Raw genomic sequence first — 20,786 nt, forward strand, 5'->3', positions numbered from 1 at the left:
GCACAAGCCCTCTCCGTGCACAGCCTCTACCAGAATCACCATCCCTGGCTGGAAAGCCTGCTGCGCAAGCGCCTGGGCAACCGTGACGATGCGGCCGACCTGGCCCAGGACACCTTCGTGCGCCTGCTGCGCTCGCCAGTGCCGCAGCAGGACATCCGCGAGCCCAGGCGCTACCTGGCCACCATCGCCCGCGGCCTGGTCACCGACTTGTTTCGCCGCCGCACGCTGGAGCAGTCCTATCTGGACTATCTTGCCCAGCTGCCGCAGTCGCTGGCGCCTTCGCCCGAGGAGCAGGCCATCGTCCAGCAGACCCTGCTCGACGTGGACCGCATGCTCCAGGGCCTTGCACCCAAGGTGCGCGAAGCCTTCGTCCTGTCCCATTTCGAGGAACTGAGCTACCCCGAGATCGCCGAGCGCCTGGGCGTGTCGCTGCGCACCGTCAGCAACTACCTGACCCGGGCGATGGAGCATTGCTGCCTGGTCCTGGCATAGCCACATGGGCGAGGGATCTTTGGAAAGCAACGACCGACGGGCCTTGCATGAGGCCGCTGCCTGGCACGTGAAACTGCGCGGCACCGCGGTGACGCCAAGCCTGCAGCAGGCATGGACGGACTGGCACGAGGCCGACCCCGCCCACCAGCGCGCCTGGCTGCGCGTGCAATCCGTCACCGCACAGCTGTCGCATCTGCCCGCACCCTTGGCGCGCCAGGCGCTGGGCCGCCGCTCCGACCCCAATCGCCGTTCTGCGGTGCGTGCTGTGGCCCTTGGCCTGGGCAGCGGTGCCACGGCCTGGCTCGCCTGGAAAGGCGCGCCGCTCGAGCACTGGCAGGCAGCTCATCGCACCGCCACTGGCGAGCGCCGCGACCTGACGCTGCCCGACGGCTCCCTGGTGGCCCTGGATACAGCCACCTCCGTGGACGTGGCTTTCGACGACCGCCAGCGCCTGCTGCGCCTTTACCGCGGCCGCATCCTCGTCGCCACCGGGCCAGACGCACTGGGCCGCCCCTTCAGTGTGCAAACCCTGCAAGGCCATGTACTGGCCCTGGGAACGCGCTTCACGGTCCATGTCGCGGACGACGGCCTGTGCCATGTCAACGTGCAGGAAAAGACCGTGCGCCTGCAGCCCCTGGACAGCGAAGCCACCTCCACCGAGCTGCAGGCCGGGCAACACGCCGCCTTCTCGGCCAGCGCCGCCCAGCCACCCGCGTCTGCCGATCCCTTTGCCGCCAGCTGGCACGAAGGCGGACTGATCGCGCTGGACATGCCGCTGGGCCAGCTGATCGACGCCCTCGCCCGCTACCGGCCCGGCTACCTGGGCTGCACGCCCGAGGTGGCAGGCCTGCGTGTCTCGGGCGCCTTTCCCGTGGACGACACCGATCGCGCCCTGGCCGCGCTCGTCAGCCGCTTCCCCTTGCAGTTGAGCACCCGTACACGCTATTGGGTGCAAGTGCAGGCACGGTCTGGCGGGGATTGAGTAGGCGATCGAGGAGGCGTTCCAGTGGGCGAGCCGGCGGCCGCACGGCCTTTGTGGTCAGGCCCGCACATACGGGTGATGCACCACGTCGAAGCCCTCCTGTGCGCAAGGCGCGACAAAGTAGCCGGTGATCAGGTCGAACTGCTCATCGCTGGCCTGAAAGGGATGATCCCCCGCCGCATTGCGCGCACGCAGGCGCTGCTTGCAGACCTCATCGGGCACATCCAGGAAATGCAGGCGGTGGGAGGCACCCACCCTCTCGAACACGCTGCGCGCCCAACCTCTGCCTTCCAGCGTGTTGGCAGGAAAGTCCAGCACCACTGAAACGCCGGCATCCAGCAGCGCCTGCACATGTGCCCCCATCAATCCCTTGAGCCGCGCGCTGCAGCGCACATAGTCGGCCACCGACTGCATCTCGCCAGGATACAAACCGGCCAGCCAGGAATCCTCGCTGACCAGCACCGTGCCGGGCTGCGCCGCCAGTTGCCGTGCCAGCGTCGACTTGCCCGAGCCGATCTTGCCGCAGACCATGTGCAGCGTGGCCGGCCGCGCAGTACGGGAATCGGCCTGGGCGTCGTCCGCATGGCGGGACGGTTCGAGAACCTGCATATCCATCTCCTGAAAGGCTTGTGAAAACCCTGGAGGCGGAATGAAAAAACCCGCCTCTTCTGGGCGGGTTGCATGGCGCTGAAGGCCTCTGGCTAACCCACCATCCAATGGATGGTGCGAATAATCTGCGATGCGTTCAGGCGGGCCATGGCGCACAGCATAGCGCAATCAGGGCGCCTCAATGGGCCACCATCCGAACCAGCCCTAGCCCCGCAAACAGCGCGGCAACGCCCAGCACCAGCGAACCCAGCGCATACAGCACGGAAGCGAGCCAGTCGCCGCGCTCGTACAGCATGCCGATCTCCAGTGCGTAGGTCGAAAACGTGGTGAAGCCGCCCAGAATGCCCGTGGTGATGAACAGCCTCGCACTCTGCGGCAGCGAAGTCTTGAGCGCAAACCACTCCACCACCACCCCCATCACGAAAGCGCCCAGCACATTGATCGCCAAGGTGCCCAGTGGATAGGCACTGCCCACCAGCCGCAGTGCAAGCAGGTTCGAACCATGCCGGAGCGCGGAGCCGAGGCCGCCGCCCACGAACACCAAAATGAAACCGTAGATACCCATGACCGTCCTTTCATCAAACAACCGGGACGGGCGCGCCGGGCAGGATCAAGACACGGCCCTGCCACCGGCAGGACACGCCCCACCAAGGCAGGAGCCATCAGCCCCTTGCAGGGCGGTTTCGGGAAGCTCCATTCCCATCGTGCAGCCATTGCTGCGGTGGTCGAGTTTACTCCGGGCAAGCGAGCACAGGCAGCCATCCCGTGGCGGCAATACCGACCCTGCATCCCTTGCAGCGGCCTATTGGAATAACTTAACCTCAACCGATTCACCGTACCGGGATACCATCACTCCCATTCATTCACCGAGATGCATATGCGCCTATTGACTCTGACAATCGTTGCGACATTTCTGGCTTTACCTGCCGCCGCCCAGGTCTATCAATGCAAGGATGTTTCTGGAAAACTGATTTTTTCAGACAGCCCCTGCAGCAGCGACCAATCCGGCGCACTGATACAGCGCAAAAAAATCGGACGATGAAATCTACCGCGAACGGGCCGAGGCCGCAGAGGCCAATGAGCGAAAGCAGCAGCGCCAGATGAACGAAATGCAGCAGCGCCAGATCGAGAGCCAGCAGCGCGTCATCGAACAGCAGGCCCGCAAGGCGAATGCTCCTGCACCGGAGCAGCTCGGCGCATCCTCCCAGTGCAAGGAGGCGCGCAAGGAGCTGGAATTCGTATCCAGCATTCGCACCCTTTCCCTGGATGAAAAACGGATACGCACCAATGCAGCAATCACCAGCGTCAATGCTGCATGCGGCTCCAATACGCCGCTGATGCAGGAACCACCGAAGCCGGTTTTCACACCGCGGGCGGCCCAGCCTGTTCCTCTATCCAGTTGCAAGGGTGCACTTTGCTACGACAGCAATGGCGGAATCTACAACCGCAACGGCCAATTCATCAGTGACAGTCAAGGGCGGAGCTGCCGAATACTGGGTGGAACCATGATTGAGTGCGACTGAGCGCGGTCCATCATACTCTCGGCCTTCACCGGCTTCGCCGGCAGATGGCAACCCCCAAGTCCCGTCCGACACAGGGTCCGCAAGGCGTTGCAGGGTGTAATTCGCTGATACAGCTGCGCGGGCGACAGAGCGTGCCAGTGATCGGCTTCACCTGCCAGGGCTTGCTGGCATCTGCGCGGCTTGTGTAACCACGGCTGCGCGATCTGGCGCGGGCCGAAGCCTTCAGCCTCAAGCCCGGGGCTGCTTGAACGACAATGTGACCGTCGGGCCTCGGGGCCCTGGCTGCGCAAGCGTCACACAATAGTCAGGCAGGCCGGTTCAGGTAGGCGTTGATGATGCCCAGGGCAAAGCGCAAAAGCGGATCAGAACATTTGCCGACAACCTCTTGCGCGGCAACCCAGAGATAAATCAAAGGCTTATGAGAGATTCACAGGCAATGAACATCATCATTCTTGACGACTACCAGGACGCCGTACGCAAGCTGGACTGTGCGCGGCTGCTGGAGCCGTTCAACGCCAAGGTCTTCACCAATACCGTCAAGGGTGTGGGCCAGCTGTCGGTGCGGTTGCGCGATGCGGACATCATCGTGCTGATCCGCGAACGCACGCAGATCAGCCGGCAGTTGCTGGAAAAACTCCCGCGCCTGAAGCTGATCGCGCAGACCGGCAAGGCCGGCGCCCATATCGATGTGCAGGCCTGCACCGACCAGGGCGTTGCGATTGCCGAGGGCGTGGGCTCGCCCATCGCACCGGCCGAGCTGACCTGGTCGCTGATCATGGCGGCCACGCGGCGGCTGCCGCAGTACATCGCCAACCTCAAGCACGGCGCATGGCAGCAATCGGGGTTCAAGGCGGCGTCCATGCCCGCCAATTTCGGGCTGGGCAGCGTGCTGCACGGGCGCACGCTGGGCATCTGGGGGTATGGCCGCATTGGCAGGCTGGTGGCCCACTATGGCCATGCCTTCGGCATGAAGGTTCTGGTCTGGGGCAGCGAGTCCTCGCGCCAGAAGGCCCAGGCCGACGGCTTTTCGGCCGCTGCTTCGCGCGAGGATTTCTTTGCCGAATCCGATGTGCTGTCCATGCATCTTCGCCTGCATGAGGCCACACGCGGCATCGTCACGGCGCAGGATCTGGCGCGCATGAGACCCACAGCCCTGTTCGTGAACACCTCGCGCGCCGAACTGGTGGAGGCCGATGCGCTGCTGGGCGCGCTCAACCGTGGCCGCCCTGGCCTGGCGGCCGTGGATGTCTTCGAGAGCGAGCCCATTCTCCAGGGCCACGCACTGCTGCGGCTGGAGAACTGCATCTGCACGCCGCACATCGGCTATGTGGAGCAAGACAGCTATGAGCTGTATTTCCGCGCCGCCTTCGACAATGTGGTGAACTTCGCTGCAGGCCAGCCCAGCAACATCCTCAATCCCGAGGTGTTCTCAGGCCCGGCACGCGCAGGCTGAAGGCCGGGTTAGGCGGGCACCTCACCCTTCACCCGCCTACCCGATCATGGATCAACGCCCCCCGCCCTGTACAGCATCGCCGCGTGCGGCACTCGCCCGGTGGGCCAGTTCGTCGGCCACGGCCTCGTAGACGGCTTGGCGCACCACCGACTCCACCTCTTCGCGCAGGCGCACGACGATGGATCGCGTCTGCTGCTGCACCACCGTGGCGATGGCATCGCGCAGGCGCTGGTCCAGCACCAGGTCCACGCGCTGCATGAGGCGATGGACCAGATACTCCTCAGTGACCTGCTGCGCGTGGCTGTCCCAGATGGACTCCATGGTGGGCAATGCACAGGCGGGTGATGCCCCAAGTGCTCCAGGTGCCGCAGATGCCGGATCCGGCTCGACCCCTTGCGTGGCAGCGTCGGCCTGCACCACCGGCGCGGCAGGAATGGCATCCTCGATCGGTGCGGCCGGGGCCACCTCTGGCACATCGGCCGGTTCGGCAACTTCGGCCACTTCGAGCAGACGGCTCTCCTGGGCCAGCTGCATTTCCACGGACGGCGCAATGGGCGGCAGATAGTCGGAATGCACGGGCTGCACTGCAGGCCGCGGGCCCTGTCCAGGCGGCGCAGGCTCGGCGACCATGGACCGCTGGGGTTGCAGATCCAGGGGCAGCGGCGGCAGGGACGCGGGCATGGAAACCAGGCCGCGGCGTGGCGCAAGCATGCCTTCGCTCGCCCAGGAATCGGTCTCGCCGCTGTGCGGCAGTTCGGAAGCAGCGACAGCGGGCGGTTCTGCCACCGGCGACTGCACTGCATCGACCGGCACGACATCGGTGAGCGTGGGAACAAAGCGTGGCGGGGTTTTGGAGGGAGCACTCATGGCTTACTCCTTGAGGACCAGGTCATGGCGCTTGATGGAAATCCCCTGCGCCATGTAGTGCTTCCAGCGCAGCCGGGCCAGATGCCGGTCCTCCTCATCGGTGGCAGACACCACTTCAACGACACGCGCAAAGCGCTCGAATCCTTCTGGCACATCGCCGCCCAGATTCACCAGCATGTCGTGGTGCGGCGCGCTGTCCAGCCGCTCCAGCAGCACAATGGGCGAGAAGGCCACAATGCCGGCCCCATCGCCTTCGACGGCGTGGGCAAGAAAATCGGTGGGCGAGACACTCCAGAGCCTGGGCGACAAGGCCTTGAGCGACGCGGAAGATCCCAGCACCACCAGTTGCGTGCGATGCCGCAGCGCCTTGCGCGCAAGACGGCACACATAGGCCAGCTTGTCGGGCGCGTTGAAATGGAACGCCACTTCAGTCAAGCGACGCTCCTTTCGCGCAGGCCCGTGCGGATGGGGGCGATGCCATCAGGCCTGCTCCGGCTGGACTGCAGCGGCTGCCTTGCGGCGGCTGGCAGAGCCGGCCTTGGGCGCCGCAACCGACTTGGGCGCGCCGGTCCTGGAGGGCGCCTTGCCGGCATCGACGCAGGCCAGCAGGTAGTGCAGCAGCAGGCCCACGGGGCGGCCCGTGCCGCCCTTGGCGGCGCCGCTCTTCCAGGCCGTGCCGGCGATGTCCAGATGAGCCCAGGGAATGTCTCCCACGAAGCGCTGCAGGAACTTGGCCGCCGTGACTGCGCCACCTGCGCGGCCTGCCACATTGCCCATGTCGGCGAAATTGCTCTTGAGGCCTTCGCCATACTCCTCGTCCAGCGGCATGCGCCAGCACGGGTCGAGCGCGGCATCGCCCGCCTGCTCCAGCGCACGGGCCAGCTCGTCGCTGGGCGAGAACATGCCGCTGCGCAACCCGCCCAGGGCGATGACGCAGGCACCGGTCAGCGTGGCGATGTCCACCATGGCGCGGGGCTTGAAGCGGGCGGCGTAGGTCAGCGCATCGCAGAGCACGAGGCGGCCTTCGGCATCGGTGTTGAGGATTTCTATGGTCTGGCCACTCATGCTGGTGACCACGTCGCCCGGCTTGACGGCTGCGCCTCCGGGCATGTTCTCGGAGGCCGGAATGAGCCCGACCACGTTGATGGCAGGCTGCAGCTGGGCCAGCGCCTGGAACACGCCCAGCACGCTGGCGGCACCGCCCATGTCGAACTTCATTTCGTCCATTTCGGCGGCAGGCTTGAGCGAGATGCCGCCGGTATCGAAGGTAATGCCCTTGCCCACCAGCACCACGGGCGCGGCGCCCTTGGCGCCGCCGTTGTAGTGCAGCTCGATGAAGCGCAGCGGCTGCTCCGACCCCTGGGCCACGGCCATGAAGGCGCCCATGCCGAGCTTGGCGACTTCGGCGGGGCCGTGGATCTTGCAGCTGATGCCGGGCAGCTTGGCCAGGGCACGGGCTGCGTCGGCCAGCAGCATGGGAGTGGCGTGGTTGGCCGGGCGATTGGCCCATTCGCGCGCCAGGGCCATGCCTTCGGCCTGGGCCACGGCGATCTTGAAAGCGGCGGCGATGCCGCCCTTGTCCCCGCCCTTGTCGCCGGACTTGCCGGACGCGGCACTGGCGCCCGTCGCCGCGATCACCAGCTTCTTGAGCGCCACAGGCTTGGCCTGGGGCTTGGTGTGGGTATAGCTGTAGCAGGCATCGGCCGCTGCCACCACCGCTGCTGCAACAGCGCCACCCGTGGCCTCGAAGCCGAAGCACAGCACGGCCTTGCCAACGCCGCTTGCCTTGAGGGCCGAGCCTGCGCCTGCCACGGCCTGGCGTACGTCGCGGGCCGAGCCGCTGCCCGCGCCCAGCAGCACGACCCGGCGGGCGGCCACGGCCGGCAGGCCGTACAGTGCCAACTGCTTGCCGGCTGCCGTTTCGAAATCTCCGGCCTTGACCGCGTGAGCGACCAGGGTGGACAGCGCGTCGCTGCCCGTGGCCGTGGCTTCGGTCACCAGCACCAACAACAGGTCACACTTTTCACGTACTGCTGCGGCAGTCGTCAACGGCTTCAGTTCAAAGTTCATAATCGGCGTTTTCCTTTCAGCCAATGTTATTCGATTCATCCATACGCAAAGAGCTGGCCCGCAGCTTCGGTGCCACGGTCGTGGTGCTGATCACGGTCGTCATGACCATGATGCTGATCCGCACGCTGGGTCAGGCTTACAAGGGCAATGTCAGCCCTTCCGACGTTCTGCTGGTCATGGGATATACGGTGCTTGGCCAGTTGCCCACCATCCTGGGCCTGGGACTTTTCGTGGCCGTGGTCGGTTCGCTGTCGCGCATGTACCGCGACAGCGAGATGGTGATCTGGTTCGCCGCAGGCCAGGGACTGGCCAGCCTGCTGCGCCCGCTGCTGCGCTTTGCCTGGCCGGTGCTGGCCGTGATCGCCGTGCTGGGCCTGGGCATCCTGCCCTGGGCCAATCAGCAGATCGAGCAGATCAAGACCCAGTTCGAGCAGCGCAGCGACATCGACCGCATCGCTCCCGGTGAGTTCCAGGAGTCTGCCGGCGGCTCGCGCGTGTTCTTCATCGACAAGGACGTGCCCAGCGCCACCGCTGCCAACAATGTGTTCATCGTGGCCAATGAGCGCGGGCGCGAGTCCGTGACCTCGGCGCGCGGGGCGCGGCTGGAAGTGGTCAAGGGCGAACGCATGGCCGTGCTGACCGACGGCCAGCGCATGGAGACGCAGACCAGCGACGGCTCGGTGAAGATCAGCGAGTTCAAGGAATACGGCACGCAGCTCGGCAGCGGCAACAATCTGGCCGCCGCCGAGGAAATGGCCGCGCGCAGCACGTACACGCATGAGCTGCTGCCGCGCACCGAACCCATCTACCGCGCCGAACTGGGCTGGCGCATAGGCCTGCCTCTGGCGGCGCTGAACTTCGTGATCCTGGGCCTGGCCGTGGCCAGCGTAAACCCGCGTGCCGGTGGCAGCGGCAGCCTCATGCTCGCGCTGTTCGCCTTCATCGTGTACTACAACCTCATGACGCTGGGCGAGAACTGGGTGGCCTCGGGCAAGCTGAGCATGCCCGCCATGACGGCCCTGCTGCACGGCGGCACGTTGCTGCTGGTGCTGCTGGTGCTGCTGGTGCGGCACAGGCGCTGGTCGCCGCGCGATCTGTGGCGCAGGCCCTGCAAGCCGACTGCCCTGGACGACGCGAAGGCGGTGCCATGATGAGAGTTCTCAGAAACCTGCTGTACCGCGACATCATCGCGGCCGTCGGCTATGTGACGCTGGCCTTCCTGGCGCTGTTCTTCTTCTTCGATCTGGTCGATGAGCTGCGATGGGTCGGGCGCGGCGGCGACAACGGCTACAAGATCACGCACGCGCTGCTTTTCGTGGTGCTGCGCATTCCCAGCCACCTGTACGAGCTGATGCCCATCACCGTGCTGATCGGCACCATCTACGTGATGGCGCGCTTTGCCCAGAGTTCGGAATTCACCATCATGCGCACCAGCGGCATGGGCCCCTGGCTGGCGCTGCGCACGCTGATGGTGCTGGGCCTGGGCTTTGTGCTGGTCACCTTCGGCACGGGCGACTACCTGGCACCTGCGGCCGAGAACGCGGGCCAGAACATACGCGCCATCCACCTGGCCCAGCTGTCACGCGGGGCCACGGGTGCCTGGCTCAAGGAGCGCCAGGGCGATCATTCCATTGCCATCAACGTGCGTGCCATTCGCGGGCCGGGTGATTTCTCGAATGTGCGCATCTTCGACTTTGACGGCCAGGGCCGCATCTCTGCCCAGATCCATGCGGAATCGGCGCAGGTGAGCGAAGACGGAGAATCATGGATGCTCCAGGGCGTGCAGGCCAGCCGCCTGACGGCCAAGCCCGACGGCGGCATGGTGCTGCAGCGCGAGAAAGAAGACAGCATGAACTGGAAGACGGGCATCAGCGCCGAGATGGTCTCGGCCGCTTTGCTCAAGCCCGATCGCATGTCCACCATCTCGCTGTTCCAGTATGTGCGCCACCTGGAAGCCAACGGCCAGGCTGCGCAGAAGTACGAGATCGAGTTCTGGCGCAAGGTCTTCTACCCGATGAGCTGCCTGGTGATGGTGGTGCTGGCCCTGCCTTTCGCCTACCTGCATTTCCGCTCGGGCGGCATCGCGGCCTATGTGTTCGGCGGCGTCATGGCCGGCATCAGCTTCTTCCTGCTGAACAACGTGTTCGGCTACATCGGCACGCTGCAGACCTGGTCGCCCTGGCTGACAGCTGCGGCGCCGGGCCTGCTCTACAGCCTTCTTTCATTGACGGCCTTCACCTGGCTGGTGCTGCGCCGCTAGGACCGTTGCCATGCAAAACGAGACAACATCTGCCGGCAGGACCGGACTGATCCTGCTGGCACACGGCTCGCGCGACGCCTTGTGGCGCCAACCCATCGAGGCCGTGCTGAAGGCCGTTCAGCAGACGCATCCCCAATCCCTGGCCGCCTGCGCCTACCTGGAAGCCTGCGCGCCCGACCTGCCCACCGCCGCGCGCGGGCTGGTCGAGGCCGGCGCCACGCACATCACCGTGCTGCCCCTGTTCCTTGGCACGGGCAAGCATGCGCGCGAGGACATCCCGAAGCTGGTGCAGGAGATAAGCGATACCCATCCGCAGGTGGCCGTGGACCTGCAGCCGGCCGTGGGCGAGCATCCGCGTGTCACAGCCCTGCTGGCAGAACTGGCACTGGTGGCCACGGAGCCCCGTGGCGCACCGGGAAGCTGAAATAACGAATCGCTTCTTTATATAAATGCAGCATAATGGCGCGCAGCACCCTGCTGTCACCGCCATGAACCTGCACCAATTCCGATTCGTCCAAGAAGCGGCGCGCCGCAACCTCAACCTCACCGAGGCGGCCAAGGCCCTGCATACCTCGCAGCCCGGCGTCTCCAAGGCCATCATCGAGCTGGAGGAGGAGCTGGGTATCGACATCTTTGCGCGCCACGGCAAGCGCCTCAAGCGCATCACCGAACCCGGCCTGGAGGTGCTCAAGAGCATCGAGCTCATCATGCGCGAGATCGGAAATCTCAAGCGCATCGGCGAGCAGTACAGCGCCCAGGACAGCGGCACGCTGTCGATTGCCACCACCCACACACAGGCCCGTTACGTGCTTCCGCCTGCCGTGGCACGGCTGCGCGACCTGTATCCCAAGGTCACGATCAGCCTGCACCAGGCCACTCCGGCAGAGGTGGCGCGCATGGTCATCGACGAGGTGGCCGACATCGGCATGGCCACCGAATCCCTGGCCGACTACCCCGATCTCGTCACCCTGCCCTGCTACGAATGGCAGCATGTGCTGGTCATGCCCACAGGCCACCCGCTGGCGCAGAAAGAGCGCATCACGCTGGACGACATCGCCCACGAATCGCTGATCACCTACCACCCTTCGTTCACGGGTCGCGGCAAGATCGACCAGGCCTTTGCCACGCGCCGCCTGCGTCCGCGCATCGTGCTGGAGGCCATTGACTCCGACGTGATCAAGACCTATGTGCGCCTGGGCCTGGGCATCGGCATCGTGGCCGAAATGGCCATGCGCGACGACCCGGTCAATGACCTGGTCGTGCGCCCCATGGGCCACCTGTTCGGCCAGAGCGTGGCACGCGTGGCCATCAAGCGAGGTGCCTACCTGCGCAATTTCGTCTACCGATTCGCCGAACTGCTCAGCGACCGCCTGACGCGCGATCTCATCATGCGCGCCATGAACGGCCACGTGCACGACTACGAACTCTGATCCTCCGCCCCACCGGACCTGCAGTGCGGGTCCGCTCCCGCTGTCCGCTGTTTCCGCCATGACTTCTGCCACGCCCCGCACGCCCGCCTTCCCCAGCCGCCTGCCCCATGTGGGCACGACCATCTTCACCACCATGTCGGCCCTGGCCGCCGAGCACCAGGCGGTGAACCTGGGCCAGGGCTTTCCCGATTTCGGCTGCGACCCCAGGCTGGTCGATGCCGTCACGGCCGCCATGCAGGCTGGCCACAACCAGTACCCGCCCATGCCCGGCCTGCCCCAGCTGCGCCAGGCCATGGCCGACAAGATGCAGGCGCTGTACGGCCGCAGCTACGATGCGGGCACCGAGATCACGGTCACGGCCGGCGCCACGCAGGCCATCCTCACCGCCATCCTGGCCACCGTGCATGCTGGCGACGAGGTCATCGTGCTCGACCCCTGCTACGACAGCTACGTGCCCAACATTGAGCTGGCCGGCGGCGTGCCCGTGCGCGTACCGTTGACGCCGGGCAGCTTCAAGCCCGACTTCGCCAAAATTGCCGCCGCCATCACGCCGCGCACCCGGCTGCTGATCATCAACAGCCCGCACAACCCCAGCGCCACCATCTGGAGCGATGCGGAGATGCTGCAGCTGCAGGAGCTGCTGGCCCCCACCGACGTGCTGCTGATCAGCGACGAGGTCTACGAGCACATGGTCTACGACGGCCGCCAGCACCAGAGCGCCGCGCGCTTTGCCGGCCTGGCGGCGCGCGCCTTCATCGTCTCCAGCTTCGGCAAGACCTACCATGTCACGGGCTGGAAGGTGGGCACCGTCGCCGCGCCGGCTGCACTCACGGCCGAGTTCCGCAAGGTCCACCAGTTCAACGTCTTCACCGTCAACACGCCCATGCAGGCGGGCCTGGCCAGCTACATGGCCGACCCCGCGCCCTATCTTCAGCTGCCCGCCTTCTACCAGGCCAAACGCGATCTTTTCCGCCAGGGCCTGGAAGGCTCGCGCCTGCGCCTGCTGCCCACGGCGGGGACCTATTTCGTCTGCGCCGACATCTCGGCCGTGTCGGACCTGGACGAAGCCGCGTTCTGCCAGTGGCTGGTCAAGGAACACGGCGTGGCCGCCATCCCGCTGTCGGCCTTCTATGGCGACGGCTTCGACCAGCGCGTGGTGCGATTTTGCTTTGCCAAGCAGGACAGCACGCTGCGCGCGGCACTGGATCGGCTGCGCAAACTCTGAGGTTTGTGGGCGAGCGGGCCTGCAGCCCCGGATAATGAGAAGCATTCTCGAATCCGATTGCGGGCCTTCTATTCCGCTCACCCATGCCCTCCTCCTCCCAGCGCTACACCACGGCGCAGCTCGACGCCATGCGCCAGCGCCACGGTTTCAGCGTGCGCTTTCTCTCTGCCGTCTCCGAAAGCGATTGCATCTTCGAGGGGCAGGTGCAGGAGCACCAGCTGCCCTCGGGCCTGCAACTGGTCAGCTCCGACATCCGCATCGACCACGGCTATGAATCCACATCCGAGCACCCGCGGCGCTTCACCGCCGTGGTCCTGCTGGACGGCCAGGCCGAGCTGCAGTTGCCGGGCGCCCGCCGTGCACTGAGCGTGACGCGCCATGCGGCGGCGGCATTCTCGTGCGGCGACACCGAGATTCTCAAGGCCACACATGCCGCAGGCCAGACGGTGCGCGGCTTCAACCTGTCCATCGAGGCGCCCGAGGCCTGCGCCGATGCCGAACTGGCCGAGCTGCTGCACCAGGCCATGCGGCAACCCGGCCCGCCACTGCATGCCTGGTCGCTGCCCGAGCACCTGGCCGTCTCGCTGCGCCAGCTGCTCGATGGCGTCTGGAGCGGCAGCCTGGCCCGGCTGCACCGCGAAGGCATTGCGCTGCAGGTGCTGGCCTGCGCGCTGCAGGCACATGCGCAGCCGCGGCCTGCGCCCTTGCCGCGCATCCATCCCCGGGACAGGCGCGGCCTGGAGCGCGTGCGCGAGTGTATGGATGCAGCGCCGGGCCGGGCGCACAGCCTGGACGACCTGGCGCGCCTGGCCTGCATGAGCCCGACCACGCTGCGTGAGAAATTCCAGGCCGCCTACGGCCAGACCGTGTTCGGCTGGCTGCGCGAGCGCCGCATGCAGTTGGCGCGCGAGCGGCTGGCACAGGGCTGGAGCGTGCAGGAAGCGGCCGACTGCGTGGGCTTTCAGCACGCCAGCAATTTCGCCACGGCCTTTCGCCAGCGCTTCGGCCACGCGCCCAGCCAAGGCAGCCTGCGTCGCAAGCCATAGGACTGGCGTCGCCGGGAACAGGCGGCGGCGGTGCACATTTCCCACAATCCGGGCTCACGCCCAGGACCATGGAAATGATGAGCATTCGCATCCAAAACCCCGCCCCGCGACACCCCCAAGGCGCGCGGACCCCACTGTCCCTGCTGATCTGTGCCCTGTGTGCCGCCCCTGCGTCAGCAGTCTGGGCCGCCGACGAGGACAGGCCCCCTGCCAGGAAAGGCGACACCGAACTAGGCACCGTCACCGTGCGCGCCGCCACCGATGCCGGCACCACCGAAGGCACGGCCCGCTATACCAGCGGCTCCACAGGCACGGCCACGGGCCTGCAACTGTCGGCGCGCGAGACACCGCAGTCGGTCAGCGTGATCACGCGCCAGCTCATGAACGATGCAGGCCAGCTCACGGTCTCGCAGACGCTGGAGGCCTCCGCGCCCGGCCTGTCGGTGAGCCGGAGCGACAGCAACCGCTACCAGTTTTCCTCGCGCGGCTTCGGCGTCAGCAACTTCCAGTTCGACGGGCTGGCCTCGCCCATCAACAGCCTGTGGAACTTCGGCGCCACCGACATGGACACGGCCTTCTACGACCGCGTGGAAATCGTGCGCGGCGCCACGGGCCTGCTCAATGGCTCGGGCGATCCGTCGGCCACGGTGAACTTCGTGCGCAAGCAGCCGCGCGAGACGGCGGGCGGCCATGCCTCGCTGACGCTGGGCCGCTGGAACCTGCGCCGCGCCGAGGCCGATCTGTCCCTGCCGCTGGACCGCGAAGGCCGCGTGCATGGCCGCGTCGTGGCCGTGCAATCGGACAGCGACAGCTACGTCAGCCACTTCGGCCAGCGCAGGCAGGGCCTGTACGCCGTGGTGAGCGCGGCCCTGACGCCCGCCACCCGGCTCGTGACCAGCCTCGAATACCAGAAGAACACCAGCCCCGGCATGGGCGCCGGCTTTCCGCTGTTCCATGCGGACGGCAGCCGCACGGACTTCGACCGCTCGGTGTCCAACAACACGCGCTGGTCGCATTTCGGCACCGAGAACACCACGGCCACGCTGGACCTGACGCACCGGCTGGACAACCGCTGGCTGCTGCGCGCCGCCTACAGCCGCAACGACGGCAACTACGACATGCGCTACGTCTACCGGGGCGGCGCGCCGGACGCCAGCACCGGCCTGGGCATGGCCAACTCCTTCATCAAGTACCGGGGCGACCGCTCGCGCGACAGCCTGCACCTCACGGCCAGCGGCCCGGTCGCGCTCTTCGGGCGCCAGCACGAGATTGCCGTGGGCTTGAACCATGTGCGCGACGACATCGACATCCGCCGCTACGCACCGCTGGGCACGCCGCCCGCCACGGACAACTTCCTCGACTGGCGCAACGGCAGCCTGGCCGAGCCCGGCTGGTCCGATGTCTCCAACGGCGGCGACGACAGCCGCATGCGCCAAAGCGGCGGCTATGCCGTGGGGCGCCTGTCGCTGGCCGATGGCTGGACGGCCGTGGCCGGTGCCCGGCTGAGCCGCTGGTCCACGCGCCAGAACTACTTCGGCAGCCTGCGCGACTACCGCTACAGCAACGAAATCACGCCCTACGCCGGCCTGCTGTGGGACATCGATGCCCGGCACACGGCCTACCTGAGCTACACGGAAATCTTCACACCCCAGAACTACCGCGACAAGCAAGGCAGCATCCTGGACCCCGTCACCGGCCAGGCCTTCGAGCTGGGCCTCAAGGGCTCCTGGCTGCAGGACCGGCTGCAGGGTTCTGCCGCGCTGTTCCAGACCCGCCAGGACAACCTGGCGCAGGACACGGGCGAATTCATCGACGGCACCACGGACCAGAAGGCCTACCGGGGAGTCAAGGGCGCCCAGGTGCGCGGCATCGATCTGGAACTCAGCGGCGAGCCGGCCCGGGGCTGGCGCCTGGGCGCCAGCTACACGCACTACACGGCACGCAGCGCCAGCGGCGCCGCCTTCAACACAACGCACCCGCGCAGCCTGGTCAAGCTCACGGCCATGCGCAGCTTCGAGGGTGCGCTGCAAGGCCTGAGCCTGGGCGGCAACCTGCGCTGGCAAAGCCGCATCTGGCAGAACGTGACCAACCCGCTGCGCCAGAGCGTGCAGGTCGGCCAGGGCAGCTACCTGGTGGTCAACCTCTCGGCCCACTACCGCATCGACCCCACCTGGTCGGCCAGCGTGCAGCTCAACAACCTGCTGGACCGCCAGTACTACAGCCAGATCGGCTTCTACAACCAGGGCTGGTGGGGCGAGCCGCGCAACATGACGGTGAGCCTGAGGGCGGATTTCTGAGCTGCATCGGCATTGGCGTCGGCATGGACATCGGCAATGCCCGCCCCAACCCCGGCGCCGTAACGGGCGCCGGCCCATGCCATGGGGCGCATCGTGCACGTCCACGCAGGCGCCGCAAAGCCGCATGTTCGCGGGCAGTTGCACGGCAGCGCCGGAGGCGGATTCAGCAGCGGTGCGGTCCTTGCCACAGGCGAGTCCAGGAGCCTTGCGCCGTGATGGCAGGCGCAATGACGGGCGCATGTCAACGCAATCCTTCTCATTTGCCGAGCAAGGCCGGACAGGTCATTCGCCCGCCGCATGACGTCCTGCCAAAACATTGATTGACGTCAAGACAGCCACCGCCCAGCATTGGCCCGCCTGAAAAATCCGCCGCTGGCCCCAGCCGCTGCGCCACCAGAACATCGACAAGGAGACATCCCCCATGCCCCGTACCCTTTCACGCAAGCAATTCCTGCGCGCTGCCGCGCTGCTTGGCGCCACTACGCTGCTGCCCCAGGCCTGGGCGGATGCCTACCCGGCCCGGCCCGTCAAGCTGGTCGTGCCCTTCGCCCCTGGCGGCAATACCGATGTGCTGGCGCGCATGGTGGCACAGGGCCTGTCCGAGTCGCTGGGCCAGCCCGTGATCGTGGAAAACATCTCCGGCGCCAACGGCTCCATCGGCGCCAGCCGCGTGGCTTCGGCGGCCAATGATGGCTATACGCTGCTGTTCGGCACGGCCGGCACCCAGGCCATCAACCAGAGCCTGTACAAGAACCTGAGCGAGAAGAACCTGGGCGATTTCGAATACGTGGCCCTGGTCACCACCATCCCCAACGTGCTGGTGGTCAACGAGGCGCGCACGCCCGCCAGGACGGTGAAGGACCTGGTGGCACGCGCCGCCGCGCAAAAGACCGGCATGAGCTATGGCTCGCCGGGCAGCGGCTCCACGGTCCACCTGTCGGGCGAGCTGTTCAAGAGCGCCACCCAGCTGGACATGGTGCATGTGCCCTACAAGGGCAGCGCGCCGGCCCTGACCGACCTGCTGGGCGGCCAGATCGATTTCATCTTCGAGAACGTCACGCCCGCCCTGCCCTTCGTGCAGTCGGGCAAGCTCAAGGCCCTGGCCGTGACCTCGGAGCAGCGCCTGCCCGCCCTGCCCGATGTGCCGACCATGAAGGAAAGCGGCTACCCCGCCTTCGTGACCGGCACCTGGAACGGCGTGCTGGCGCCCAAGGGCACGCCGGCCGCCATCGTCAAGCGGCTGGAGGATGCCACGCTCAAGGTGGCGGGCCATGCCGACTTCAAGTCCAAGGTGACGGCGCTGGGCGGCGAAGTGCGCCTGCTGGACTCCAAGGCCTTCCGCGAATTCACGCGGGCCGAGTACCAGCGCTGGAATGCCATCGTTCAGACGGCGAAGCTGGAGCGGCAATAACGCCGGCTCCGTTCCCCGCCTCCGGCGCCCGCTGGCGGCGGGCCCAGAACGTCTCGTTCGCCCAGCGCGGCTCCAGCGCATAGTAGTGCTCGTGATGGCTGCGGTACGCGGCGCGTATCGGCCGGATCCACGCATCCCAGGCAGGCAACGCACCGGCGTCGCCCGCCAGGCTGCGGCGCACGGCCAGGGCGGCCTCGCTGCCGGTGACCAGGCTATTGAGGAGGCCCTGCGATGCCAGCGGATCGAAGGACAGGCAGGCATCGCCCACGGCCAGCCAATCCGCCCCGCTGGCTGCATCCAGCCATTGCTCGTGGGCGGCGGCCACCCGCAACGGCTCCAGCACCTGGCTGCCCACGCTGCGCGCGCCCACCAGGGCCGTGCGATCGGCCATGTCCAGCAGATCCGCCGTGCTGCGCAGGCGGCGGGCTTCGGGCAGGTCGATATCGGTCTGCCAGGCAATCACGCAACTGCCATCAGGCAGATCGGCGCTGTACCACCAGCCTTCGGCATCCGACTCGATCATGGTGGTGCCTGCATGCTCATGCGATGGCGGCTCCACCCAGGCGTGAAAACAGACCAGGCGGCCGTCGCGGCGGACCTCGGCACCCGCCTGCCGGGCCACCCGGGCCGCGCGGCCCGTGGCATCGACCACGATGCGGCAGGACAGCTCCAACGGGCCGTGCGCCGGGTCGCCCTGCGCCCTATCGATCAGGCAGCGCCAGCGCATGGGTGCGCCCGGTGGCTGGCGCTGCAGGCTGCGCAGCGTGGCGGGCACCAGGCAGGGCACGCCACGGCTGCGCGCAGCCTCCAGCAGCATGGCGTCGAAGCGCTTGCGGTCCAGGTGCCAGCCCGCGCCATGCGGGTCGAACAGTGCGTCCTGAAAGATGACCTCGGAGCTTCCCCACAGTGACCGCCGCGACCAGGCAGGACGGTGGCCCTGTGCCGCGAACGCATCCCACACGCCCAGGTCGGACAGAATCACCCGGGCCGCAGCGGGCAGGGTTTCGCCAATGGCCCGCCCAGCCTGCACGGCGCGTCCTACCAGCGCCACGCGGCAATGCCCTGCCAGCTGCGCGGCAACGGCCGCGCCCGCCGGTCCCGCGCCCACGACGAGCACATCCAGTTCATCCGGCAGCGGCGCGGTGGCCATGGCATGCGCAGACATAGACATGGCCGCCATTCAGCGCGGCAGCACCGGGCCGCGCTGCGTCAGGGCGCGCAGCTGCTCTTCGTTGTCTGCATCGAAGGGCTCGATGCGGGGAGGCGCTTCCTGCCCGGCCGGTTGCACGGCAGTCTTGAGCATGTGCGACGGCGCCGGGGCGATGCGGTTTTCCACCTGCATCACCGGCGGGAAGTCCTTGTCGCCACGCGGGCCCGGCCGATTCTCGATGACGCCCATGTCACCGAAGTGGCTGATCATGCGGTTGATCTCGCTCTCATAGCCTCCCTCGCCCAGCGTGCGGAACCACGACTCGCGCCGGTTGAAGGCGGCGACACGCTGCTCGCGCGGCAGCTCGGTATCAATGACCTTTTCATAGGCCTCCTGCGTCAGCACCTGATTGGGCACGCGGGCCGGCCAGAACGTGGGCAGGTAGGGGTCGTAGCGCGGGCCGTAGCCGGCGTAGTAGCCGCTGCGGCAGCTGGCGGTGTCGGTCTGCCAGGGAACGGCCATCCAGCGCGTGAGGTCGCCGGCCACCTGCGCATACAGCGGCCCGCTCTCGGACAGCGCCACGGCGGGGGTGAGCCGCGAGCCGTAGAGCTGCAGCTCGGGCGGGTTCTCGGCCGCCTCGCGGATGCGAAATGGCGCCCGGTACATGCTGGCGTGGCGCATGGGCCAGGTGATCTCGCAACCCGGGTGAAAGGCATCGGCCAGGCAGTCGTCCATGGCGGCATGGTCGAGCATGGTGGGCTGCTCCTGCAGCGGCACATCGGACAGCTGGGCCGGGTACTTCTGGCCGGGCGTCCAGTCGGAGAGAAAGTGGCCTGCGGCCCACAGGTCCAGCATCCTCAGCTGCGTGGCCGTCAGCGCCGCATGCTGGCGCGGCGTGTCGGCCGGCGGCACGGCCATGGCGTCGCCATACAGCCAGGGCCAGGGCTGGGGGGATGCGCCGTCCCGGTCAAAGCGCCGGAAGGCATTGGCCACCTGCTGGCGCAGCTCGGCCCAGGTCGTGCCCGGGCTGTTGAGCCTGGCGATCCACGCCTCGTCATCCGCACTGGCGGCGGCACCCCAGCCGAACTGGGCGGCAAAGCCCTTGTTCGCCCACTGCAGGCTGCTCTGGCGCTGGAGTATGGGCAGGATGTGCCGGCTGAAGGAGACCTGCAGCGGAAACGCAGCCATGCCCGAGCGGATGAAAACATCCTCCATCAGGTCCTTCATGGTGCGCACCGACTTCATCTGCGGGCCGTAGTTGGGCGGCGCAACCGTGACCCATGCCGCATCCACCGGCACGGAAACGCCGGCCACGACGACCTTCGCGCGCACCGGGCCATCGGCCACATCGTCATGCCAGCCCTCGTTGTTCGCAAACGTGGTGGCCTTGGAGCCATCCACGGAGGCAGAGACGCCCCGGCCTCCCAGCACGAGAAGCTGGCCCGTCTTTTCAATGCGCAATTCGCCCAGATACACCGGCTTGCCGCAGAAACTGCCGCTATCGAATGCCACCGGGGCCGAGCCTTTGGCAATTCGGCGGGCTCCGGGCCGAATGGCCAGGCTTTTCCGGTCCTTCACCGTGGCATTGCGCAAAATCGTGGGATCGGCCGCTGCGGCTTCAGGCACGTCCAGCGCCAATTGGAATTGATACCAGGCGGCCTTGGTATTGGCCAGTTCGACTTCCCATTCGATTTCGTCCTGGTCGGCCGTGAGTTCACGCACCACCTCGCCTGCGGCGTTGTAGCCGTAGATGCGAAAGCGCGCAGCCTGGCGCTTGAGCGCGCCCTGCGCATCACGCAGGCTGCCCGGCGCCATGGGCGGCACATGCATCAGCTCGGGGCCGACATAGTACTCATCCGGGCTATTGCCAATACGCGCCACACCAATTCCCGGGTGTATGGCAGCACGCACAATGGTGGAGTCGATTCCCATTTGTCGCCCTTTCAGTTGCTGAGGCACTGATTGCAACAA

The 20,786-nt window shown here is 66.9% G+C and carries 20 protein-coding genes and 1 riboswitch; of the genes, 13 read left to right on the plus strand and 7 right to left on the minus strand.

The window, feature by feature from the left end; genetic code table 11:
* The first annotated feature begins 15 nt into the window (after window positions 1–15).
* Window positions 16–492: a sigma-70 family RNA polymerase sigma factor gene (locus tag PO605_RS09790; RefSeq protein ID WP_017405010.1), complete on the plus strand. Its 477-nt coding sequence runs from the start codon at window positions 16–18 to the stop codon at window positions 490–492.
* Window positions 493–496: 4 nt separating this feature from the next.
* A complete protein-coding gene (locus tag PO605_RS09795; RefSeq protein ID WP_047472431.1) occupies window positions 497–1,474 on the plus strand; it encodes a FecR domain-containing protein in 978 nt (325 codons plus the stop codon).
* 57 nt (window positions 1,475–1,531) lie between these two features.
* Here PO605_RS09795 and PO605_RS09800 read toward each other — a convergent pair whose 3' ends face one another.
* Both PO605_RS09800 and crcB read right to left on the minus strand, forming a co-directional pair.
* Window positions 1,532–2,083, minus strand: coding sequence for an AAA family ATPase (locus PO605_RS09800; protein WP_047472443.1), 552 nt, complete (start codon window positions 2,081–2,083; stop codon window positions 1,532–1,534).
* A 178-nt stretch (window positions 2,084–2,261) separates the two neighbouring features.
* Complete coding sequence (crcB, locus tag PO605_RS09805) at window positions 2,262–2,648, minus strand: fluoride efflux transporter CrcB (RefSeq protein ID WP_016445889.1); 387 nt, start codon at window positions 2,646–2,648, stop codon at window positions 2,262–2,264.
* Window positions 2,649–2,729: 81 nt separating this feature from the next.
* A riboswitch (Fluoride riboswitch) is annotated at window positions 2,730–2,793 on the minus strand.
* A 167-nt stretch (window positions 2,794–2,960) separates the two neighbouring features.
* Between crcB and PO605_RS09810 the strand changes: the two genes are divergently transcribed.
* From PO605_RS09810 to PO605_RS09820, 3 genes are all read left to right on the plus strand, one after another.
* Window positions 2,961–3,125, plus strand: coding sequence for a DUF4124 domain-containing protein (locus tag PO605_RS09810; protein ID WP_231574439.1), 165 nt, complete (start codon window positions 2,961–2,963; stop codon window positions 3,123–3,125).
* 58 nt (window positions 3,126–3,183) lie between these two features.
* On the plus strand, window positions 3,184–3,606 hold the full coding sequence (locus PO605_RS09815) for a DUF4124 domain-containing protein (protein WP_231574438.1): 423 nt from the start codon (window positions 3,184–3,186) through the stop codon (window positions 3,604–3,606).
* A 436-nt stretch (window positions 3,607–4,042) separates the two neighbouring features.
* Window positions 4,043–5,059 carry a D-2-hydroxyacid dehydrogenase family protein gene (locus PO605_RS09820; RefSeq protein ID WP_016445887.1) on the plus strand — a complete coding sequence of 339 codons (1,017 nt, stop codon included), beginning with the start codon at window positions 4,043–4,045 and terminating at the stop codon, window positions 5,057–5,059.
* A 51-nt stretch (window positions 5,060–5,110) separates the two neighbouring features.
* Here PO605_RS09820 and PO605_RS09825 read toward each other — a convergent pair whose 3' ends face one another.
* The 3 genes from PO605_RS09825 to PO605_RS09835 are packed head-to-tail and all read right to left on the minus strand — an operon-like array spanning window position 5,111 to window position 7,996.
* Window positions 5,111–5,926 carry a hypothetical protein gene (locus PO605_RS09825; RefSeq protein WP_047468523.1) on the minus strand — a complete coding sequence of 272 codons (816 nt, stop codon included), beginning with the start codon at window positions 5,924–5,926 and terminating at the stop codon, window positions 5,111–5,113.
* 3 nt (window positions 5,927–5,929) lie between these two features.
* Complete coding sequence (locus PO605_RS09830; RefSeq protein WP_043790566.1) at window positions 5,930–6,361, minus strand: DNA polymerase III subunit chi; 432 nt, start codon at window positions 6,359–6,361, stop codon at window positions 5,930–5,932.
* Between the two features lie 45 nt (window positions 6,362–6,406).
* Window positions 6,407–7,996 carry a leucyl aminopeptidase gene (locus PO605_RS09835; protein WP_272206408.1) on the minus strand — a complete coding sequence of 530 codons (1,590 nt, stop codon included), beginning with the start codon at window positions 7,994–7,996 and terminating at the stop codon, window positions 6,407–6,409.
* Between the two features lie 23 nt (window positions 7,997–8,019).
* Here PO605_RS09835 and lptF point away from each other — a divergent pair, with 23 nt between their 5' ends.
* The 8 genes from lptF to PO605_RS09875 all read left to right on the plus strand — a co-directional run bounded on the left by lptF (window position 8,020) and on the right by PO605_RS09875 (window position 17,665).
* Window positions 8,020–9,147 (plus strand): LPS export ABC transporter permease LptF, encoded by a 1,128-nt coding sequence (gene lptF, locus PO605_RS09840; RefSeq protein WP_047473474.1) that lies wholly within the window; start codon window positions 8,020–8,022, stop codon window positions 9,145–9,147.
* Window positions 9,147–10,256 (plus strand): LPS export ABC transporter permease LptG, encoded by a 1,110-nt coding sequence (lptG, locus tag PO605_RS09845; protein WP_017407657.1) that lies wholly within the window; start codon window positions 9,147–9,149, stop codon window positions 10,254–10,256. The genes lptF and lptG overlap by 1 nt, the downstream gene beginning before the upstream one ends.
* A gap of 10 nt (window positions 10,257–10,266) precedes the next feature.
* Complete coding sequence (locus PO605_RS09850) at window positions 10,267–10,680, plus strand: sirohydrochlorin chelatase (RefSeq protein ID WP_016445881.1); 414 nt, start codon at window positions 10,267–10,269, stop codon at window positions 10,678–10,680.
* Window positions 10,681–10,744: 64 nt separating this feature from the next.
* The gene (locus PO605_RS09855) at window positions 10,745–11,686 is read left to right on the plus strand and encodes a CysB family HTH-type transcriptional regulator (protein WP_016445880.1); all 942 of its coding nucleotides are present in this window, start codon (window positions 10,745–10,747) and stop codon (window positions 11,684–11,686) included.
* 58 nt (window positions 11,687–11,744) lie between these two features.
* Window positions 11,745–12,911, plus strand: a complete 1,167-nt coding sequence (locus PO605_RS09860) for a pyridoxal phosphate-dependent aminotransferase (protein WP_016453527.1) — start codon at window positions 11,745–11,747, stop codon at window positions 12,909–12,911.
* 83 nt (window positions 12,912–12,994) lie between these two features.
* Window positions 12,995–13,957 (plus strand): helix-turn-helix transcriptional regulator, encoded by a 963-nt coding sequence (locus PO605_RS09865; protein ID WP_047473472.1) that lies wholly within the window; start codon window positions 12,995–12,997, stop codon window positions 13,955–13,957.
* A gap of 77 nt (window positions 13,958–14,034) precedes the next feature.
* Window positions 14,035–16,254, plus strand: a complete 2,220-nt coding sequence (gene fauA / locus PO605_RS09870) for a TonB-dependent alcaligin siderophore receptor FauA (protein WP_442874706.1) — start codon at window positions 14,035–14,037, stop codon at window positions 16,252–16,254.
* Window positions 16,255–16,675: 421 nt separating this feature from the next.
* Window positions 16,676–17,665: a Bug family tripartite tricarboxylate transporter substrate binding protein gene (locus PO605_RS09875; protein ID WP_047473470.1), complete on the plus strand. Its 990-nt coding sequence runs from the start codon at window positions 16,676–16,678 to the stop codon at window positions 17,663–17,665.
* Here PO605_RS09875 and PO605_RS09880 read toward each other — a convergent pair.
* Both PO605_RS09880 and PO605_RS09885 read right to left on the minus strand, forming a co-directional pair.
* Window positions 17,601–18,836, minus strand: a complete 1,236-nt coding sequence (locus tag PO605_RS09880) for an NAD(P)/FAD-dependent oxidoreductase (protein WP_231574493.1) — start codon at window positions 18,834–18,836, stop codon at window positions 17,601–17,603. The genes PO605_RS09875 and PO605_RS09880 overlap by 65 nt on opposite strands.
* 9 nt (window positions 18,837–18,845) lie before the next feature.
* On the minus strand, window positions 18,846–20,747 hold the full coding sequence (locus PO605_RS09885) for a LodA/GoxA family CTQ-dependent oxidase (protein ID WP_047473468.1): 1,902 nt from the start codon (window positions 20,745–20,747) through the stop codon (window positions 18,846–18,848).
* Window positions 20,748–20,786 lie beyond the last annotated feature (39 nt).

This window comes from Delftia sp. DT-2, from assembly GCF_028401915.1.
GTDB classification, from domain to species: domain Bacteria; phylum Pseudomonadota; class Gammaproteobacteria; order Burkholderiales; family Burkholderiaceae_C; genus Comamonas; species Comamonas tsuruhatensis.

What these genes read in the sequence shown, in the direction of transcription:
- PO605_RS09860 (WP_016453527.1), top strand. Translation starts at nt 11,745, where the DNA reads ATGACTTCTGCCACGCCCCGCACGCCCGCCTTCCCCAGCCGCCTGCCC.
- PO605_RS09880 (WP_231574493.1), bottom strand. Translation starts at nt 18,836, where the DNA reads ATGTCTATGTCTGCGCATGCCATGGCCACCGCGCCGCTGCCGGATGAA.
- PO605_RS09850 (WP_016445881.1), top strand. Translation starts at nt 10,267, where the DNA reads ATGCAAAACGAGACAACATCTGCCGGCAGGACCGGACTGATCCTGCTG.
- PO605_RS09835 (WP_272206408.1), bottom strand. Translation starts at nt 7,996, where the DNA reads ATGAACTTTGAACTGAAGCCGTTGACGACTGCCGCAGCAGTACGTGAA.
- PO605_RS09885 (WP_047473468.1), bottom strand. Translation starts at nt 20,747, where the DNA reads ATGGGAATCGACTCCACCATTGTGCGTGCTGCCATACACCCGGGAATT.
- PO605_RS09865 (WP_047473472.1), top strand. Translation starts at nt 12,995, where the DNA reads ATGCCCTCCTCCTCCCAGCGCTACACCACGGCGCAGCTCGACGCCATG.
- PO605_RS09875 (WP_047473470.1), top strand. Translation starts at nt 16,676, where the DNA reads ATGCCCCGTACCCTTTCACGCAAGCAATTCCTGCGCGCTGCCGCGCTG.
- PO605_RS09815 (WP_231574438.1), top strand. Translation starts at nt 3,184, where the DNA reads ATGAACGAAATGCAGCAGCGCCAGATCGAGAGCCAGCAGCGCGTCATC.
- PO605_RS09820 (WP_016445887.1), top strand. Translation starts at nt 4,043, where the DNA reads ATGAACATCATCATTCTTGACGACTACCAGGACGCCGTACGCAAGCTG.
- fauA (WP_442874706.1), top strand. Translation starts at nt 14,035, where the DNA reads ATGAGCATTCGCATCCAAAACCCCGCCCCGCGACACCCCCAAGGCGCG.
- PO605_RS09825 (WP_047468523.1), bottom strand. Translation starts at nt 5,926, where the DNA reads ATGAGTGCTCCCTCCAAAACCCCGCCACGCTTTGTTCCCACGCTCACC.
- lptF (WP_047473474.1), top strand. Translation starts at nt 8,020, where the DNA reads ATGTTATTCGATTCATCCATACGCAAAGAGCTGGCCCGCAGCTTCGGT.
- PO605_RS09810 (WP_231574439.1), top strand. Translation starts at nt 2,961, where the DNA reads ATGCGCCTATTGACTCTGACAATCGTTGCGACATTTCTGGCTTTACCT.
- PO605_RS09855 (WP_016445880.1), top strand. Translation starts at nt 10,745, where the DNA reads ATGAACCTGCACCAATTCCGATTCGTCCAAGAAGCGGCGCGCCGCAAC.
- lptG (WP_017407657.1), top strand. Translation starts at nt 9,147, where the DNA reads ATGAGAGTTCTCAGAAACCTGCTGTACCGCGACATCATCGCGGCCGTC.
- PO605_RS09800 (WP_047472443.1), bottom strand. Translation starts at nt 2,083, where the DNA reads ATGCAGGTTCTCGAACCGTCCCGCCATGCGGACGACGCCCAGGCCGAT.
- crcB (WP_016445889.1), bottom strand. Translation starts at nt 2,648, where the DNA reads ATGGGTATCTACGGTTTCATTTTGGTGTTCGTGGGCGGCGGCCTCGGC.
- PO605_RS09795 (WP_047472431.1), top strand. Translation starts at nt 497, where the DNA reads ATGGGCGAGGGATCTTTGGAAAGCAACGACCGACGGGCCTTGCATGAG.